General features: G+C 67.9%; 16 protein-coding genes. 12 read left to right on the top strand and 4 right to left on the bottom strand.

The genetic code is table 11. The features are described 5' to 3' along the window. Window positions 1–99: 99 nt before the first annotated feature. Window positions 100–1,473 (bottom strand): hypothetical protein, encoded by a 1,374-nt coding sequence (locus ABD260_RS32075; RefSeq protein WP_344239683.1) that lies wholly within the window; start codon window positions 1,471–1,473, stop codon window positions 100–102. A 93-nt stretch (window positions 1,474–1,566) separates the two neighbouring features. Here ABD260_RS32075 and ABD260_RS32070 point away from each other — a divergent pair, with 93 nt between their 5' ends. Further along, complete coding sequence (locus ABD260_RS32070) at window positions 1,567–2,232, top strand: SGNH/GDSL hydrolase family protein (protein ID WP_344239681.1); 666 nt, start codon at window positions 1,567–1,569, stop codon at window positions 2,230–2,232. 9 nt (window positions 2,233–2,241) lie between these two features. Next, on the top strand, window positions 2,242–3,576 hold the full coding sequence (locus tag ABD260_RS32065) for a Gfo/Idh/MocA family protein (protein WP_344239679.1): 1,335 nt from the start codon (window positions 2,242–2,244) through the stop codon (window positions 3,574–3,576). Window positions 3,577–3,661: 85 nt separating this feature from the next. Here ABD260_RS32065 and ABD260_RS32060 read toward each other — a convergent pair whose 3' ends face one another. Next, entirely contained in the window at window positions 3,662–4,441 is a 780-nt protein-coding gene (locus ABD260_RS32060; protein ID WP_344239677.1) for a glucosamine-6-phosphate deaminase, read from the bottom strand. A gap of 119 nt (window positions 4,442–4,560) precedes the next feature. Between ABD260_RS32060 and ABD260_RS32055 the strand changes: the two genes are divergently transcribed. Together ABD260_RS32055 and ABD260_RS32050 are read left to right on the top strand one after the other, a co-directional pair. Continuing rightward, window positions 4,561–5,700: an N-acetylglucosamine-6-phosphate deacetylase gene (locus tag ABD260_RS32055; protein ID WP_344239676.1), complete on the top strand. Its 1,140-nt coding sequence runs from the start codon at window positions 4,561–4,563 to the stop codon at window positions 5,698–5,700. Between the two features lie 117 nt (window positions 5,701–5,817). Further along, a complete protein-coding gene (locus ABD260_RS32050) occupies window positions 5,818–7,479 on the top strand; it encodes an ABC transporter ATP-binding protein (protein WP_344239674.1) in 1,662 nt (553 codons plus the stop codon). 594 nt (window positions 7,480–8,073) lie between these two features. Here the strand turns inward: ABD260_RS32050 and ABD260_RS32045 are convergent. Beyond that, complete coding sequence (locus ABD260_RS32045) at window positions 8,074–8,226, bottom strand: hypothetical protein (protein ID WP_344239672.1); 153 nt, start codon at window positions 8,224–8,226, stop codon at window positions 8,074–8,076. Window positions 8,227–8,305: 79 nt separating this feature from the next. On the opposite strand from ABD260_RS32045, the gene ABD260_RS32040 reads away from it, so the two are divergent. Together ABD260_RS32040 and ABD260_RS32035 are read left to right on the top strand one after the other, a co-directional pair. Beyond that, window positions 8,306–9,544: a DegT/DnrJ/EryC1/StrS family aminotransferase gene (locus ABD260_RS32040; RefSeq protein WP_344239670.1), complete on the top strand. Its 1,239-nt coding sequence runs from the start codon at window positions 8,306–8,308 to the stop codon at window positions 9,542–9,544. Further along, window positions 9,541–10,296, top strand: a complete 756-nt coding sequence (locus ABD260_RS32035) for an SDR family NAD(P)-dependent oxidoreductase (RefSeq protein WP_344239668.1) — start codon at window positions 9,541–9,543, stop codon at window positions 10,294–10,296. The genes ABD260_RS32040 and ABD260_RS32035 overlap by 4 nt, the downstream gene beginning before the upstream one ends. Here ABD260_RS32035 and ABD260_RS32030 read toward each other — a convergent pair. Continuing rightward, entirely contained in the window at window positions 10,291–11,382 is a 1,092-nt protein-coding gene (locus ABD260_RS32030; RefSeq protein WP_344239666.1) for a LacI family DNA-binding transcriptional regulator, read from the bottom strand. The two genes, ABD260_RS32035 and ABD260_RS32030, sit on opposite strands and share 6 nt — an antisense overlap. Before the next feature lie 40 nt (window positions 11,383–11,422). Between ABD260_RS32030 and ABD260_RS32025 the strand changes: the two genes are divergently transcribed. The 6 genes from ABD260_RS32025 to ABD260_RS32000 all read left to right on the top strand — a co-directional run bounded on the left by ABD260_RS32025 (window position 11,423) and on the right by ABD260_RS32000 (window position 16,888). Continuing rightward, window positions 11,423–11,773: a cupin domain-containing protein gene (locus tag ABD260_RS32025; RefSeq protein ID WP_344239664.1), complete on the top strand. Its 351-nt coding sequence runs from the start codon at window positions 11,423–11,425 to the stop codon at window positions 11,771–11,773. A gap of 42 nt (window positions 11,774–11,815) precedes the next feature. Further along, on the top strand, window positions 11,816–12,469 hold the full coding sequence (locus tag ABD260_RS32020; protein WP_344239662.1) for a response regulator transcription factor: 654 nt from the start codon (window positions 11,816–11,818) through the stop codon (window positions 12,467–12,469). After that, window positions 12,460–13,713, top strand: coding sequence for a sensor histidine kinase (locus tag ABD260_RS32015; protein ID WP_344239660.1), 1,254 nt, complete (start codon window positions 12,460–12,462; stop codon window positions 13,711–13,713). The genes ABD260_RS32020 and ABD260_RS32015 overlap by 10 nt, the downstream gene beginning before the upstream one ends. Before the next feature lie 51 nt (window positions 13,714–13,764). Then, entirely contained in the window at window positions 13,765–15,021 is a 1,257-nt protein-coding gene (locus tag ABD260_RS32010) for a COG4705 family protein (protein WP_344239658.1), read from the top strand. A gap of 95 nt (window positions 15,022–15,116) precedes the next feature. Next, entirely contained in the window at window positions 15,117–16,046 is a 930-nt protein-coding gene (locus ABD260_RS32005) for an ABC transporter ATP-binding protein (protein ID WP_344239655.1), read from the top strand. Then, complete coding sequence (locus ABD260_RS32000) at window positions 16,043–16,888, top strand: hypothetical protein (protein WP_344239653.1); 846 nt, start codon at window positions 16,043–16,045, stop codon at window positions 16,886–16,888. Before ABD260_RS32005 ends, ABD260_RS32000 begins: the two co-directional genes overlap by 4 nt. Window positions 16,889–16,920: the final 32 nt, after the last annotated feature.

Genomic DNA, 16,920 nt, shown 5'->3' with positions numbered 1-16,920 from the left:
AGGCACACATCAGTTGGCCAGCACACATCAGTTGGCCAGCACACATCAGTTGGCCAGCACACATCAGTTGGCCAGCAGGCATCAGTTGGCCAGCAGGCATCAGTTCGCCAGCACGCTGCCGGAGTTGGGCGGTAGCGACAGCTGGCCTGAGACCGTGTTGCCGTGCAGGTCCGTGAACGTCCCGGCGGGCAACGTGACCACAGCCGTCGCCGAGGCGGACTTGTTCACCAACGTCATCCCCCGCTGGTACCGCCGGGTGTAAGCGCCGGACGCATCCAGCACCGGCGCGGCGGACGGCGCACCGATATTGGTGTGCAATTGTTGACAATCGACAAAGACGTGGTATTCGCCGACGCCGCAGATTGTCAACATGCTCTTCTGCTCGCGGTACAGCAGATAGTTCGCCACCGCCCAGTCGATCTGCGCCTGGGTAGCGTTCGCGAGCGTGTCTTCGGTGGTCTGGTTGATCGCCAGATGCAGCGTCTGGCCGGCGATCTGCCGGGTGAAGTTGTACTTGTCGTCCCACGCGGCGTCGTTGTAGTTCCCCGGCCGATGCGCGGTGAAGCCCTGCTCGTCGACGTACACATCGACCAAGCTGACTGCCTGCAGCATGTCGGCGAGCTGAACCGAAGCGTTCCAGGTGATGTTCGCGGCCATCCCGATACCGGCGGCGTGCAACCGCTGGGACAAGTACGACATCCAGTCCAGTACTGCGGTCGACCACGCGGAGTCGACCCGCCCGGCGGAACCACCGATGTACTGCTGGACCCACTGCGAGCCCCGGTAGTGCCCGGCGTTCCCATAACCGTTGAACGTGCCAATGTTGTCAAAGGCAATGATCGGGTATCCGGCGTCGATCTTCGGCTGGACGAACGAGTCCCAGTAGAAGGTCCGTACATCCGGGTTCTGGAAATCGATCGGGACGTACGTCTGGTTGTTGAACTCCCACGCCACCGCCGAACGGTCCGGGGTGTTGGCCGTGTAAACGATCCAGTCCGGGTGATTGGCCTCGTACCAGGCGAGTGTGTGCGTCTTGTCGAAGTCACGGAAGGCCGGCATGTACGCCGACGGGACCGCGCCGGCCGGTTGCGCCAGACTCGACGCGCCCCAGACGAACGACACCAGGCCGGCGTACACCGAACGGTCCGGGATGGCATTGTCGAAGACCTGACCGCGAGCGATCCCGGCCGCGGGCGGGTCCGGCAGAGTCAGACCAGTGAGGTCGGTGCGTCCAGTGAGGTCGGAGCGAGCGGTGAGGTCGGTGCGAGCGGCGAGGCCGGCGCGGGCGGTTGTCGTTGGCGGCAGGGCATTCGCCTCTGCTGCCGTACCTGCGGCCAGCACGGCGGCAGCCGTACCGGCAAGCAAACCGCGGCGAGTGATTCCCGAACCACCGGCACCAGACCGGCCGAAAGGCTGGTCGAAGGGCTGGCCGGAAGGTCGCTCGGAAGGTCGGTCGAAAGGCTGATTGTTCACGGGCGGACTCCTCTGCAACGGAGGCGGTGCGCTGGACAATACGGACTGCAAACGTTTGTCGCAATAGCAGAGAATGTTGCTATCGTGTCCGTCATGGCGAACAGGACCGGGAGTACGGCCGTAACGGCCGCCGTGCAGTCCGACGAACCGATCCGTTGGGCGACGATCGGCGACAGCATCGCGCAGGGCGCGCACTGGACCGGCGCCGAGCGCGACTACGTACAGCTCCTCGAGGAACGAGTCAGGTACGAGCTGAACCGCACCACCGACTCCTTCGTCCGCTGGGCCGTCTCCGGCGCCACCACCCCCGACACCCTCGGCCGACTGGAACCAGCCCTAGCCCAATCCCCCACCCTCGTCCTGATCGGCGTCGGCACCAACGACGCAAAAGCCGGTCCGGACGGCCTAACCAAGTTCGCCGACCAGTACGACACTTTGCTGGCCACCCTCCAAGACACCGGCGCACTAGTCGTAGCGCAGACACCCACCGCCGTACTGAGGACCAGCCGCTACAACCTCGGCGACCACCTCCCCGCGTACGCAGAAGCCATCCGAACCGTCGCCACCCGCCGGAAGGCAACGCTCGTCGACCACTTCGCGCACTGGACCGCGGCCGGCAAGGGCTGGGCACCGGCGGAGTGGATGGCCGACCCGACCCACCCGAGCGGCCGCGGCCATCGGGTGATCGCACGGACCCTGTTCGAGAGTCTGGACCTGTTCGCCGCCGACAGTGCGTGCTGCCGGCTGCTCGACAACTAAGGAGACCCGATGTCCCCGATCCGCCGGTACGCCGTGTGCGGCCTGTCCAACCGCGGCCTGGCCAGCTTCGTCCTCCCGATCCTCGGCCTGACCGACCGCACCGCCGACGGCGGCTTCGGCTACGGCAGTGACGAAGACGACCTCTCCGCGTACGCCGACGTGGTCGCGATCGTCGACGCCGACGCGGACCGGGTCGCGGAGTTCAACCAGGCCCTGCAACGACTCGGCCGCGCACCGATCCCGTACTTCGACGTCGCGCACTACGACGAGATGCTCGCGAAGATCACCCCGGACGCGGTCATCGTCACGTCACCGGATCACACCCACGAGCAGTACATCCTCGGCGCGCTCGCCCGCGACGTGGACGTCATCACCGAGAAGCCGATGGTCACGACCGCCGCGGCCGCGAGCGCCGTACTCGCCGCCGAACGCACTTCGGCCGGCACAGTCCGCGTCACCCACAACCTCCGGTACGCGGCCGCGCACCGCGAAGTGAAGCGGCTCATCCAGGCCGGAACGATCGGCCGGATCACGCGCGTGGTGATGGACTACCACGTCGACCTCCGGCACGGCGCGAGCTACTTCCTCCGCTGGAACCGCCGCCGCGAACTCTCCGGCGGGCTGCAGGTGCACAAGTCCTCGCACCACTTTGACCTGCTCAACTGGTGGATCGGCGAGGCGCCCGAGGAGATCTTCGGCTACGGCGGCCTGAACTACTACGGCCCCAGCGGCCCGCATCGGCCGACCGGTGAGCTGACTGTCGCCGAACAGCGCGCCAAGGACCCGTACTACCTCGCCCAGCAAGGCTCCGGCACCTTCCCGGACGATGATGCGCGTACGGGATTGTTCGGGCTGCACTACCCGAACCAGTACCCGGAACCGCTCTACATCTACGACAACGAGATCGACATCGAGGACACGTACTGCGCGGTGGTGCGTTATCCCGGCGGCGCGGCGCTGACGTACTCGATCGACTTCTCGAGTACGTGGGAGGGCTTCCGGTTGAGCATCGCCGGTACCAACGGATCGATCGACCTACTCCACGGGCGCACCGTCGACGGGACCACGCTTTCGGAATCGGATCGCATCACGGTTGCCGAGCTCTTCGGCCCGACCCGCGTCATCGAGGTGCAGGCCGAGGAAGGCGGCCACGGCGGCGCCGACCCACTGATGCGCCGCGACCTCTTCACCACCCCGACCGCGGAATCCACCACCCTCGGCTTGATGGCAACCAGCACCGAAGCAGCGTACGCCGTCACCATGGGCGACGCCTTGATCCAATCCTTCACCACCCACCGCCCCATCAACCTCCCCACCCTCCTCGCCACCCAACCCCCCACCTGAGGGGCCAACCCCTCAAACGCAGGGTTGCCCCCTCAAAATCCGGGGGGCCAACCCTGCACCTCAGGGGGCAACCTAGGCGGGTGGGTTACGCGGTGGTGGGGAGGAGGTCTTCGGAGGTGCTGGCGGAGGGGGCGTCCAGGTAGAGGGTGGCGTGGGGGGTTTGGCGGAGGATTGTTGACGGGCAGGCGGGGCTGATGGGGAGGGTGAGGGTGTTGCGTACGGCGGCCGCCTTCCGTTCTTCCGGAGCGACGACCTGGACCGTACGTGCACTGAGCAGCGCCGGGATCGTCAGGGAAATGGCGGTTGGTGGTACCGAGGCGATGTCGGGGAAATGACCCTCGCCGACCTGCTGGTGCAGTGATTCCGGGGTGAGCGTGATCGGGCGTACCCAGCGTGCGTCCGCGAAATCCGCCTGATCCGGTTCGTTGAACGCGAGGTGCCCGTTCTCGCCGATGCCCATGCAGGTCAGGTCGATCGGTGCGGACCGGAGCAGCGCCTCGTACCGGAGGCACTCCGCGGCCACGTCCGGTGCTTCGCCGTCGATGTACTCGACCCGCGCCGGGCCGAACGGTGCCGCGATCCGCTCCCGGATCCAGCGCCGGAAGGACGCCGGGTGCTCCGCGTCGATGCCGACGTACTCGTCCATGTGGAAGACGGTGATCCGGGACCACGGCACGTCGTGCCCGGCGAGGGCGGTGACGAAGGCGAGCTGCGAGTTGCCGGTCGCGATCACGACGCGGGCGGTGCCGCGCTCGGCGACCGCGCGGGTGAGTACCTCGGCGGTGTGGGCCGCGGCGGCCGCTGCCATGTCCGCGGTGGCGGCGTGGACCTCGAGCCGCAGGTCCTCGATCTTGGTGTCGGGCACGGTGCACTCCTCGGGACGGGATAGGCTACAAACGTTTGCAGCAAACTAGCAGGTATTGCCGTCCGTCCCAAGATGCAGTTGGGTTGACCCTGCAGCAGACCGTACGAGGAGGGCTTTGGATGAGTGACGTTCTGGAGGGCCGAACGGCCGCGGGGCGGGGCGTACGGGTGCGCTACTCGGCCGCTGGGATCGAAGAAATCAGCGATCTGCCGGAGGCTCCTGACCTGCTGCTGATCCCCGGCTTGGTCGACATCCAGCTGAACGGGTACGGCGGCCTGGACGTGAATGATCCGGACCGCCCTGCCGGCGAACTGTCCGAGCTGATCCGGGCGCTGCGGCAGCAGGGCGTGACAACGGTGTACCCGACGATCATCTCCGCCGACCACGCGACCACGACCGCCCTTGTCACCCGCGCCGCCGCGGCAAGAGCGGCCGACCCCGACGTTGCGTACGGAGCGCCGGGACTGCACCTCGAAGGTCCGTACATTTCCTCCGAAGAAGGCGCCCGCGGTGCGCACGACCCCGCCGTCATCCGCGACCCCGACTTCGCCGAGTTCACCCGCTGGCAAACCGCCGCCGAGGGCGCCATCTCCATCATGACTCTCGCCCCAGAGCGCCAAGGCGCCCCAGACTTCACCCGCCGTCTCACGGATCAGGGAGTGGTGGTCTCGGTGGGGCATTCGCTCGCTTCGGGTGGGGAAGTTCGGGCATTTGCGGCGGCGGGTGGGCGATTGTGTACTCATTTGGGGAACGGACTGCCCGCGCAAATCGACCGGCATCGGAATCCGATTTGGCCGCAGTTGGTGGAAGATGGGTTGACCGCGGCGCTGATTGCTGACGGCCACCACCTACCACCCGATACGTTCGCGGCGTTGGTCCGCGCGAAGGGCGCCGGGCGTTGCGTACTCACAAGTGACGCGGCTGCCCTGGCCGGATGCGCGCCGGGTGATTACAAAACAGCGGTTGGCGGCGCGGTGACCGTGACCCCGGATGGCGGTCTGCGACTGCAAGGAACGCCTTATCTGGCCGGGAGCGGCGCATCCCTGCTCGACTGTCTGCGCTGGGCGACCGGCCCCGGCGGCCTCCCGCTCGAAACCGCCCTCGCGATGGCCACCACGATCCCGGCCGACCTCCTCGGCCACACCGACCGCGGTCGCCTGGAAGTCGGTGCCCGCGCCGACCTCGTGCTCCTCACGCCGACCCTCGACAAGGTGCTCACCACCGTCGTCAACGGCGACCGCAAATTGATCGAACCCTGAGACAGCGGCCTCTTATTTGCCGTCAGCAACGTCAGAAGATCATCCCGGCCTGCCCCCAGCGGACTCGTTACAGCCGGGTCCTTGCCGCTGGAACCGGTCTTCCGATAAGAATCCTGTATGACGGCGATTCGGCTCGACGGAGTATCCAAGGTGTTCGAGGGTGAACACCTGGCCGTCGACGACCTCTCGCTGGACATCGCGGACGGCGAATTCCTCGTGCTGCTCGGCCCGTCCGGCTGCGGGAAGACGACGCTGCTGCGGATGATCGCGGGGCTGGAACGGGTGACGGCCGGCGACGTGTGGTTCGGCCGTACCAACGGAACCCAGCTCGCGCCCCGGGACCGCGGCGTCGCGATGGTCTTCCAGACCGGTGCGCTGTACCCGAACCGGACCGTCCAAGAGAACATCATGTTCCCGCTGCAGATCGCCGGGCAGGACGACGCCGCGGCGAGCTCGACCGCGGCGGGGCTGGCGGACGTCTTGAGCATCGGTTCGGTGCTGGACCGGATGCCGCGCACCCTGTCCGGCGGTCAGCGGCAGCGGGTCGCGATCGGCCGGGCGCTGGTCCGGCGGCCCGACGTCTTCCTGCTCGACGAACCGCTGTCGAACCTGGACGCCACCATGCGTACGGAGCTGCGCCAGGAAATCGGCGCGATGACGCGGGACCTCAACGTGACCACGATCTACGTCACGCACGACCAGGTCGAGGCGCTCACGCTGGCCGATCGGATCGCGGTGATGCGGGACGGGCGGATCGAGGACGTCGGTACGCCGACCCAGGTGTACAACGATCCGGCGACCGCGTTCGTGGCCGGGTTCCTGGGTACGCCGCGGATCAACCTGATGGCCGCGACCGTGCACGTCACCGCTCATCACCGGGTCGCGCTCGATTTCGGTACGCAGTCGATCGCGCTTTCCCCCACCGACCGGCGGTCGCTGATCCTGCGGCACCACGACGGCGCACGGGTGATCGCCGGCGCCCGGTCGAGCGCGTTCTCGCTGGTCACGGACGACGATCCGGCGAATCAACTGACCGGTACGCTGCGCGCTTTCGAGTTCCACGGGCAGCAGTCGATCGCATTCGTCCAGTGCGGCATCGAGATCGTCGACCCGGACACGGTCGGCCGGATCGTCCCCGCCCACGCCCAGCAGTCGGCAGGCGATGGTTCGACGGGCCGGCGCACGGGCAGCGATGGTGCGGCGGGTCGGCGCACGGGCGGCGATGGTTCGACGAGTCGGCGCGCGGACGGCGATGGTTCGACGGGTCGGCGCGCGGACGGCGATGATTCGACGGGTCGGCGCGCGGACGGCGATGATTCTAGGGGTCGGCGCGCGGACGGCGACGGTTCAGGGGGCTGGCGGGCGGGCGGCGACGGTTCGGCCGGTCGGCGCACGGGCAGCGATGGTTCAGCGGGCCGGCGCGCGGGCGGCGATCGTTCGACGGGACGGCGCGCCGGCGGCGATGGTTCTAGGGCTCGCGGCTCGGGCGGCGATGGTTCGGCGGATCGGGGCGACGGTGGCGATTCGGTTTGGTCGGGTACGGGGATGCGCGACCGGTCGGCGTCCTTCGTCGCCAAACTGCGCTCCCGACTCCGCCCCGCCACTCCCCCGCCGGCCGAACCGATCAGCCCGCCGTCCCACCGCCGCGCCGACCTGGTCCTCGAACTCCCCGCCGACACCGACCTCCCCCGCGGCACCCGGGTCCACCTCGCCCTGGACACCACCCAACTCCACATCTTCGACCACACCGGCCACCGGGTGGACCGAGTAACCCGCTAGCCCCACCCGAACCACCCGCCGCCAAACCACAGCCCACCGATCCGCACCGGCGCGTTCACGACACCCACCCCGCCCCACTCACCCCCACCACACCGCCCTCTGCACCACGCATGCCCCAACACCCCACGTGCCCTACCGGCGTTTCAGGGGTCAACCCCTGAGGTGGTCCCTTGACCCCCGGCATGCGAGGGGTCCAGGAGCTGACTGAGGGGTTGACCCCTGAAACGGCCCCGTCACCCCCGGCATGCGAGGCGCCCAGGGACAAACTGAGGGGTCAACCCCTGACATGGTGCCTTGACCCCCGGCATGCGAGGGGTCCAGGCACCAGCTGAGGGGTCAACCCCTGAAACGGCCCCGTCACCCCCGGCACGCGAGGCGCCCAGCGACCAACTGAGGGGTCAACCCCTGAAATGGTGCCTTGACCCCCGGCATGCGAGGGGTCAAGGGGCCAGCTGAGGGGTTGACCCCTGAAACGCTGCTGCGGGTACTGAGTGCCGCGAGGCGTGCGGCGCCGGAAGCTGGATTCCCCCGAGTGATCCAGCCCCCGGCGGAGCTTCAGTTGCCCGTGAGAGCGGATGATGCCGGCGCGGAGCTTCAGTTGCCCGTGAAGACGGATGGGACGGGCGGCTGGCGGTTCAGGTGATCCGTCAGGCCGGTGCCGTACTGGGAGTAGCCGGCGGCCAGTGCCAGTAACAGGGTGGGGACCGCGATCCGCACCACGCGGCGGCGGGTGAGCTTCAGTTTCATCGAGTGCTCCTTCTCTTGTGTCAGCTCGTCTTGAACCTTACAGTAGCGTCGTCTTGAACGTTTGAGAAGGGATCGGCAAATGACGCAGTTCGTGGTGCCGTACGCGGGGGTCTCCAACTCGCTCGGTGATGACGAGATCAAGGCGGTGACGAGCGCGCTCACTCGTGACACGCTTGCGATGGGGCCGCTCGGCCGTGAGTTCGAGGGCCGGTTCGCTGAGATGCTCGGCGCCAAACACGCCCAGGCAACCAGCTCCTGCACGACCGCGCTCTTCCTCGCCGCGCAAGTACTCGAGCTCGGCCCGGGCGACGAGGTGATCACCACGCCGCAGACGTTCTGGGTCACCACCTGGCCGCTTCAGGCGCGTGGTTGCACGATCCGGTTCGCCGATATCGACCCCGACAGCCTCAACCTCGATCCGGACTCGGTCGAGGCGCTCGTCACCCCACGGACCAAGTCGATCTGGGTAGTGCATCACGGCGGCCGCGCGGTCGATATGGATCCGATCATGGCGATCGCCACCAAGTACGGCCTGTCGGTGGTCGAGGATTGCGCGCACGCGCCGGGCGCCACGTACAAGGGCCGCCGGGTCGGCACGATCGGCGACATCGGCTGCTTCAGCTTTCATTCGTTGAAGAACATGACCACCGGCGAGGGCGGTGCGTTCGTCACGGACGATGACGCGTACGCGGAGAAGGCCCGCGAACTCGGCACCATCCACACCTGGGGACCGCTGGTCGATCGCGAGTCCGACCGCATCGGCCCGTACCGGCAGCCGGCGTACTACCGCGACCCGCACGTCCGCTCCGCCTTCAGCAAGAGCTACCGCGACGACCGGTACCTGATCGGCAACAACTACCGGATGAGCGAAGTCTCCGCCGCCCTAGGCCTGGCCCAGCTGGCGAAACTGGATCAACTGAACGCACGCCGGCAAGAGATCGCGCACCGCCTCGACGAAGGCCTGACTGACATCCCAGGCATCACCTTGCAGCGCGCCCGGCCGGAAGCACCGAGCGTCTACCACCTCTACACGATCTTCTACGACGCGGCGGTAGTCGGCGCACTGAAGGACGACTTCATCAAACTGCTCGAACAGGTCGAGGGCATCGAGATCGTGCTCCGCTACTTCCCGATCCACTTGCTGCCCGAGTTCCGCGCGCTCGGTCACCGGTACGGCGAGTGCCCCGTCGCCGAAAAGGTGTACTTCGAGCAGCAGGTCCAGCTACCGATCTACACCCACCTCACCGAGCACCAGCTCAACCACCTGATCAGCGGCGTACGCCGCACCATCAACACGCTCTCAGGGACCAACGCATGACCAACCACCCAACGGGGAAGACCGTTGCCCTGGTCACCGGCGGATCGCGCGGCCTGGGCGCGGCGATCTCCCAAGCACTCGCCCGCGACGGCCTCAGCGTCGCCATCAACTTCAACTCAAGCCGCGCCGCCGCCAAGGACGTCCGCGCCCGCATCACCGAAGCCGGCGGCGTGGCCGAGATCTTCCAGGCCGACGTGACCAGACCCGACGAGGTCGCCGAGCTGCACTCCCAGGTCGTCGCCACCCTCGGCTCGATCGACGTGCTCGTACTGAACGCGACCGGCCCCCAACCCGATGTCGAACTGGAAGACCTGACCTGGGGCCTCATGCTCAACCAACTCGACTACTTCGTCCACAGCCCGCTCCTGCTGGCCCAGGCAACTGTCCCCGCGATGTGCAGGCAAGGTTTCGGGCGGATCATCTCGATCGGCTCCGAAGCCTTCGAGCTGGGTACGCCGAACAGCAGCGCGTACGTCGCGGCGAAAGGCGCTCAACTAGGACTGACCCGTTCCTGGGCGCGCGAACTCGGTCCGGCCGGAATCACCGTCAATCTCGTCGCCCCCGGCTTCATCCCGACCGAGCGGCACGCGGCGGTCCCTCAACAGGACAAGGATGCGTACGGCGCCGGCGTCCCGATGTACCGCCTCGGCACACCGGACGATGTCGCATCCACCGTGGCGTTCCTGGCATCACCGTACGCCGGTTTCATCACCGGCCAACGCATCGCAGTCAACGGCGGCCACACGCTATGAAAATGGTGCGGCACCAGTGGTCTCACGCAGCCGTAGGATTGTCGACAACTGTTGCTGCAGCGGCGGCACTGGCCGATCGCCAAGCTGCGCAAGGAGATGCTCAGCAGCACGCCGCCCCTTTTCCTCGTGCGGCTGCGCGACCGTCGTGAGGTACGGCTCACTCCGCGCCGCCGGAATGTCATCGAACCCAGCCACCGACAGATCCTCCGGTACGGACAACCCGGCCTTCGCGGCGGCCCGCAGTGCCCCGAACGCAAGCTGGTCGGTCATCGCCAGCACCGCCGTCGGCCGCTGTTTGCTCCGCAGCAGCGCAGCGGTCGCCTGGTACCCGTACGCCTCGGAGTTCTCCCGGGCTTCCACCACCGGAACCTTCGACCAGCTGAGACCGGCGTCCTCCGCCGCGGTCCGGTACCCGCGCAGCCGGGCCGCGGTCGTCGCGAACGTGATCGCCTCCTGCCGCGCCACCGTCGCCCGCCCACCGCGCCGATCCCGGTCGATCTCCGTCGAAAGCACCGCGAGCCGGCGATGGCCGAGCCGGATCACGTGTTCGGCGATCGCACGACAGCCCTTCTCGTCATCGACCCCGATCCACGGCAGCGTACTGATCCGCGGCTGGTCGACCACCACCAGCGGCATCCGCCGGGCAGCCGCTGCGGCCAGTACGGGATCATCGTCCGCGACCGAGTACACGATCAGGCCGTCGATCATCGACCGGCCGACCGCAGTCGCCGCGGCGTCGGCCGATGACGTACTCGGGATCAGCACCAACTCCTGGCCGTTCTCCTCGCAGACCCGGCTGACACCCTGCAGGAACAGCACCGCGCCGGGATCAGAGAACGCGTACGAGAGCCGATCCGTGTACATCACGCCCACCGACGCCGGCCGCCCCAGCCGCAGACTGCGCGCCGCCGCGTCCGGACTGCTCAGCCCCAGCCGGGCCGCCTCGGCGAGCACCCGCTCCCGCAGCGCCTCCGACAACTGGTCCGGCCGGCTGAACGCGTTCGAGACCGTGGTGATCGAAACCCCCAGCGACTCGGCCACCAGTTTCAACGTGGCCCGGCGCTGCGGCTGTCCCGGCGATGACATAACTTGAACCTTACAGCAGCGACAGACAAGGACTTGGGTCGTGGACGAGAGTGAGCCGACCGCACGGATCCTCACCGACGGACGCCGGGGTGCCGACGCGCCGGAGAGCGGTGCGTGGTGGAAGCTGGCCGAATCGGGCCGGCAACTGGACGCGAACCTCGTCCACCTGCCACCCGGCCGCCACGTCGGCGAACACGTCGAACCGGACCTGGACGTCCTCCTGGTCGTTGTCGAAGGCAGCGGGACCATCGGAGAACCGGTGGCCGAGGGCAGTCTGGTCTGGCTCCCGCACGGATCACGACGCGACATCACGGCCGGCGCCGACGGCCTGTCGTACCTGACCGTCCACCGCCGCCGCCCCGGAATGCAGATCAAGCACCGGCCCGACTGACCTGCGCCGGCCCACGCTGACGCACCCGGTACGGTGCAGGGTGTGGCCAGGGTTGCGGTATGCGAGGACGATCGTGCGTTGCGCGGTGTACTGCGGCGCGCCCTGGAAGGTGACGGACACACAGTGACCGCCGCCGCGTCCGGTACCGAGCTGCTCGGACGGCTCGATCCCGCGCCGCACGTGGTGATCCTGGACGTCGGGCTGCCGGATGCCGATGGGCGAGATGTCTGTCTCGCGTTGCGGGCACACGGCGTGGATGCGCCGGTGCTGATGCTGACGGCGCTCGGTGGCGTGCATCACAAGGTGAGCGGGTTCGAGGCCGGCGCCGACGACTACCTGACCAAGCCGTTCGACATCCCGGAGCTGCTGGTCCGGATCCGGGCCCTGCTGCGCCGGACGACCGTCGCGGTCACGGTCGACGAGGTCGTGCTCGACCCGACCAGCCACGAAGTACGTCGCGGCGAAACCGGCGAGCCGCTGACACCGACCGAGTTCCGGCTGCTCGGCCGGTTGATCTCAGTACCGGGCGAAGTCGTCCGCCGGCATGCCCTGGTCGCCGCCGGCTGGCCGCACGGAGCGTACGTCAGCGAGAACACCCTCGACTCGTACCTGCGCCGGCTCCGGGTGAAACTGGATCGCCTCGGCGTCGCGGACCGGGTCGCGACCGTACGCGGAGTCGGGTACCGATGGGACTGACCGGGTTCCGCGCCCGGATCGTCTCGCTCGCCGTCCTGACCGCGACGCTGGTCGTCGCCGTCCTCGTCGTACTCAGCCATGTACTCCTGACCAGGGCCACCGAAGCCGACACCCGGACACTCGCCCGCACCCGCGCCGAAGCCGTCGCCGCCACCGTGGAAGTTGCCGACGGCAAGATTCGCAGCGTCGAAGGCACCGGCGACGCGTTCGACACGGTCACCTGGGTGTACGCGGACGGCCGCCTGCTCGACGGCGTACTGCACTCCGCCACGGCCACCACCGTCGAGCGCCTCGGGCAGTCGAACCGCTCCGAATTCGTCACCGTCGACCACTTCCTGCTGTATGCCGAACCCGTACCGGTGCAAGGCCATCAGGTCACCGCGGTCGTGATGGTTGACCTCACACCGTACGAGAGTTCCGAGCAACGCAGTCTGGTCATGTCGCTGATCCTCGGCGCACTCGCGATCGTGCTCGCGGGCGGCGTCGCGTACCTGGTCGTGAGCCGGGCGCTGCGCGTCGTCCGCCGGATGTCCACGCTGGCCGACGAGTGGGGCGATCACGACCCGGACCGGCGGTTCGGGACCGGACCACCACGGGACGAGTTCGGCGAGCTGGCGCAGACGTTCGACCGCTTGCTCGACCGGGTATCGGACACGATCGCCGACGAACGCAGGCTCACCGACGAGATCGCGCACGAACTGCGTACGCCGATGGCCGTCCTTCGCGGCGAGGCGCAGCTCGCGGAGCTCGCCGGTACGCAGGTCGATCCGCAACTCGTCCTGACCGAAACCGACCGGCTCAGCGCCGCCGTGAGCACGATCCTCGACGCGGCCCGATCCCGTGCGCGCCACGAAGCAAGCTGCCGGCTCACGACTGTCCTGGACAAGATCCGCGTCGGCAGCGTTCGGCTCGACGCCCCGCCCGAGCTCGAACTCGCCGTGCCCGCGGACGTCGCCGCCGCCGTACTCGCGCCCTTGATCGACAACGCCACCCGGCACGCACGAACCACCGTCACGCTCCGCGCCGAGATCGTCGGCGACCGCGCCGTCGTCCATGTCATCGACGACGGCCCAGGGTTCCAGCCGGACGAACTCGACCAGGTCTTCGCGCCGGGTCACAGCGGCTCGGACGGGCACGGCCTCGGGCTCGCGGTCGTCCGCCGGATCGCCACCGCGACCGGGATCGGCGTCCAGGCGGTGGCCGACGGCAACGGTCACGTGGAAATCCGCTTCCCAGTCAGGTAATTCACCAGCTGATCAGGTTGTGTGCAGGTACGACGCGCAAGCCTGGCCCGCATGACAACAGATACCGCGTCCCGTACGGCCGCTCCACGGGTACTGCTCAACAAAGTGCCCGAGGTCACTGTCTGGTTCTGGCTGATCAAAATCCTCTGTACGACCGTGGGAGAGAGTTTCGCCGACTGGATCAACATGCAGCTCGGCGTCGGGCTCCTCGCCACCGCAGTCATCTTCACCGTGGTGTTCGCCGCGGTTCTGACCTGGCAGGTCCGGACCAACCGGTACCGGCCGGCCGCGTACTGGCTCACTGTCGTGGTCGTCAGCGTCACCGGCACGCTGTACACCGACATCCTCACCGACCAGCTCGGTGTGCCGCTGTGGATCAGCACGTCGGTGTTCACCGTCGCGCTGGCCGTCGTGTTCGGCATCTGGTGGAGCCGTGAGCGGACCCTGTCCATCCACAGCATCGTCACCCGGCCGCGCGAGGCGTTCTACTGGCTGGCCGTCCTGGTCACCTTCGCGCTCGGTACCGCGGCCGGCGACTGGACCCTCGAACTCACCGGCTGGAGCCCGGGCGTGTCGGTACTGCTGCCGCTCGCGCTGATCGCGATCATCGTCAGCTGCTGGCGCTTCGGCGCGAACCCGGTGCTGGCGTTCTGGCTGGCCTACATCCTGACCCGTCCGCTCGGCGCGAACCTCGGCGACTGGCTGGCGTCCCCGAAGGTGCCGGACAAGGGCCTCGGGCTGGGTACGCTCGTCACCAGCATCATCTTCCTGGGCGCGATCCTGGCCACCGTCGTGTACCTGACCGTGACGAAGTCCGATGTGATCGAAGGACACGAGCACCGCGACCGCAAGCCCAAGTACCACCAGCGGTCCCGCGAATGGCCGATGGTCGGCGTGATGGCGGCGTCGGCGATCGCGGCGGGCATCCTGCTCAACTGGGCGTCGGCGCAGCCGCATGCGAATGCCGCCGCCGAGAACGAGGGGCCGAACCCGGCCGAGGCGAACGTACACCTCACCTCGCAGCAGGCGACCGCACATTTCCCGAAGTCGGAGGTGGCCCAGTTCCGTACGCTCGTCGCCGGCATGAACACGGATGCGGCGAAGAACGATCAGGCCGCGTTGAACAGCAAGGTGAACGCGTACGAGAAGGCCTGGGACGACGACGAGGAGAAGCTCAAGCCGCTCGACCAGAAGGCGTGGACGTACATCGACAGCCAGAACGACGGCCTGTTCAGCTCGGTCCGCGAGACCAAGGACCCGGCCGCGGAGAAGAAGGCGATCGCGATCCTGCTGAAGACCTTCGGCTGACGCCCGCCGGACGTAGTACCGCGGTACCACGACCGGGCCGAAGATCAGGCCGCGGTACTACGGTTCGGGGCGGTTGTGGTTCCTAGGTTGGGACCATGATCGAGGCGAAACAGCTGACCAAGAAGTACGGCGAGACGACGGCGGTGGACGGGCTCGAGTTCACCGTCCGGCCGGGCGCCGTGACCGGGTTCCTCGGACCGAACGGTGCCGGCAAGTCGACGACGATGCGGCTGGTCGTCGGGCTCGATGCACCGACGACCGGCTCCGTGACCGTGAACGGCAAGCACTACAAGGAGCATTCCGCTCCCCTGCAGGAAGTCGGCGCGCTGCTGGAGGCGAAGGCCGCGCATCCGGGGCGGTCAGCATACAACCATCTGCTCGCCCAGGCGCAGACGCACGGCATCCCGAAGCGCCGCGTCGACGAAGTGATCGAGTTGACCGGGCTGCAGTCGGTCGCGAAGAAGCGGTCCGGCCAGTTCTCACTCGGTATGGGCCAGCGCCTCGGTATCGCCACCGCGCTGCTCGGCGACCCGGCGACGATCATGCTGGACGAACCAGTGAACGGGCTGGACCCCGAAGGCGTGCTGTGGATCCGCAACCTGCTGACCCGGCTGGCCGCGGAGGGGCGGACCGTGTTTGTCTCGTCGCACCTGATGAGCGAGATGGCACTGGTCGCCAACCGCCTGATCATCGTCGGCCGCGGCCGCCTGCTCGCCGACACCACCGTCGACGAGTTGGTCCGCGAAGCCGGCGGCGACACGGTACGCGTGTCCACCGCCGACGCCGCGAAGCTCCGGGACGTACTGGCCGGACCAGGCGTCGAGATCCTTGGGCACGCGGGCTCGGAGGAGCTGGAGGTCAACGGCCTGTCGGCGCGTGCAGTCGGTGCCAAGGCGGCCGAGCACGGCATCGCGTTGTACGAGCTGACCACCAAGAAGGTCTCGCTGGAGAAGGCGTTCATGGACCTGACCCGCGACGAGGTCGTGTACCACGGCACCACCGAACTCAAGGAGCGTGCGGCATGACCGCGACCACCTCTCCCCCGGCAAAACACGCTCCCAGCGCCGGCGCCAAACCGCGGTACCGGGTCACCACCGCGCACGTCCTGCGCTCGGAATCGACCAAGCTGTGGTCCTTGCGATCCACGTGGATCACGCTCGGTCTCGGCCTGCTCTTCTTGATTGCCTTCGGCATCATTGCCGCGCTGCGGTACCGCTCGAGCGTCACGTCCGGCCGTCAGCTCGATCCGGATTTCGCCGACGCGACGACGTTGAGCCTGTCGCTGTTCGGCGTACCCCTGTCGCAGCTCGCTCTCGGTGTACTGGGTGTGCTGGTCATCGGTGGTGAGTACTCGACCGGCGCGATCCGCTCGACGCTGGCCGCCGTACCGCGCCGGCTGCCTGTGCTCTGGTCGAAGGCCGCCGTGTACGGCGTGGTCGCGCTGGTGGTTGCTGCCGTCGGCGTCTTCATCAGCTTCTTCGTGGACAGCGGCATCCTGCACTCGACCCGCGCGGCGCTGACGATCTCCGATTCGGGCGTACTGCGGAGTCTGCTGGGGGCGGTGCTCTACCTGGCGCTGATCGGCGTGATCGGGGTGGCGCTCGGTACGTTGATCCGGTCGGTCGCCGGGGCGATCTCGGCGCTGGTCGGGGCGCTGATGCTCGTACCCGGCCTGATCTCGCTGCTGCCGAAGTCGTGGGGCAACGCGATCCAGCCGTACCTGCCGAGTGAGGCGGGGCGGTCGATGTACGTACTGCATCATGATCCTCACACGCTGTCAGCAGGGCCTGGTTTCGTGGTGTTCATCGCGTGGACCGTGCTGGTGCTCGCGGCCGCCGCTTGGCGCCTCGCACGGAGCGACGCCTGACGGTGCGACGGCATGGTCGACGACATGGTGTT

The sequence above is a fragment of the Kribbella hippodromi genome, assembly GCF_039531045.1.
In the GTDB taxonomy this organism is placed as follows: domain Bacteria; phylum Actinomycetota; class Actinomycetes; order Propionibacteriales; family Kribbellaceae; genus Kribbella; species Kribbella hippodromi.
The sequence above is the reverse complement of the archived record's forward strand: the minus strand, read 5'-3'. Positions and strand labels throughout refer to the sequence as shown.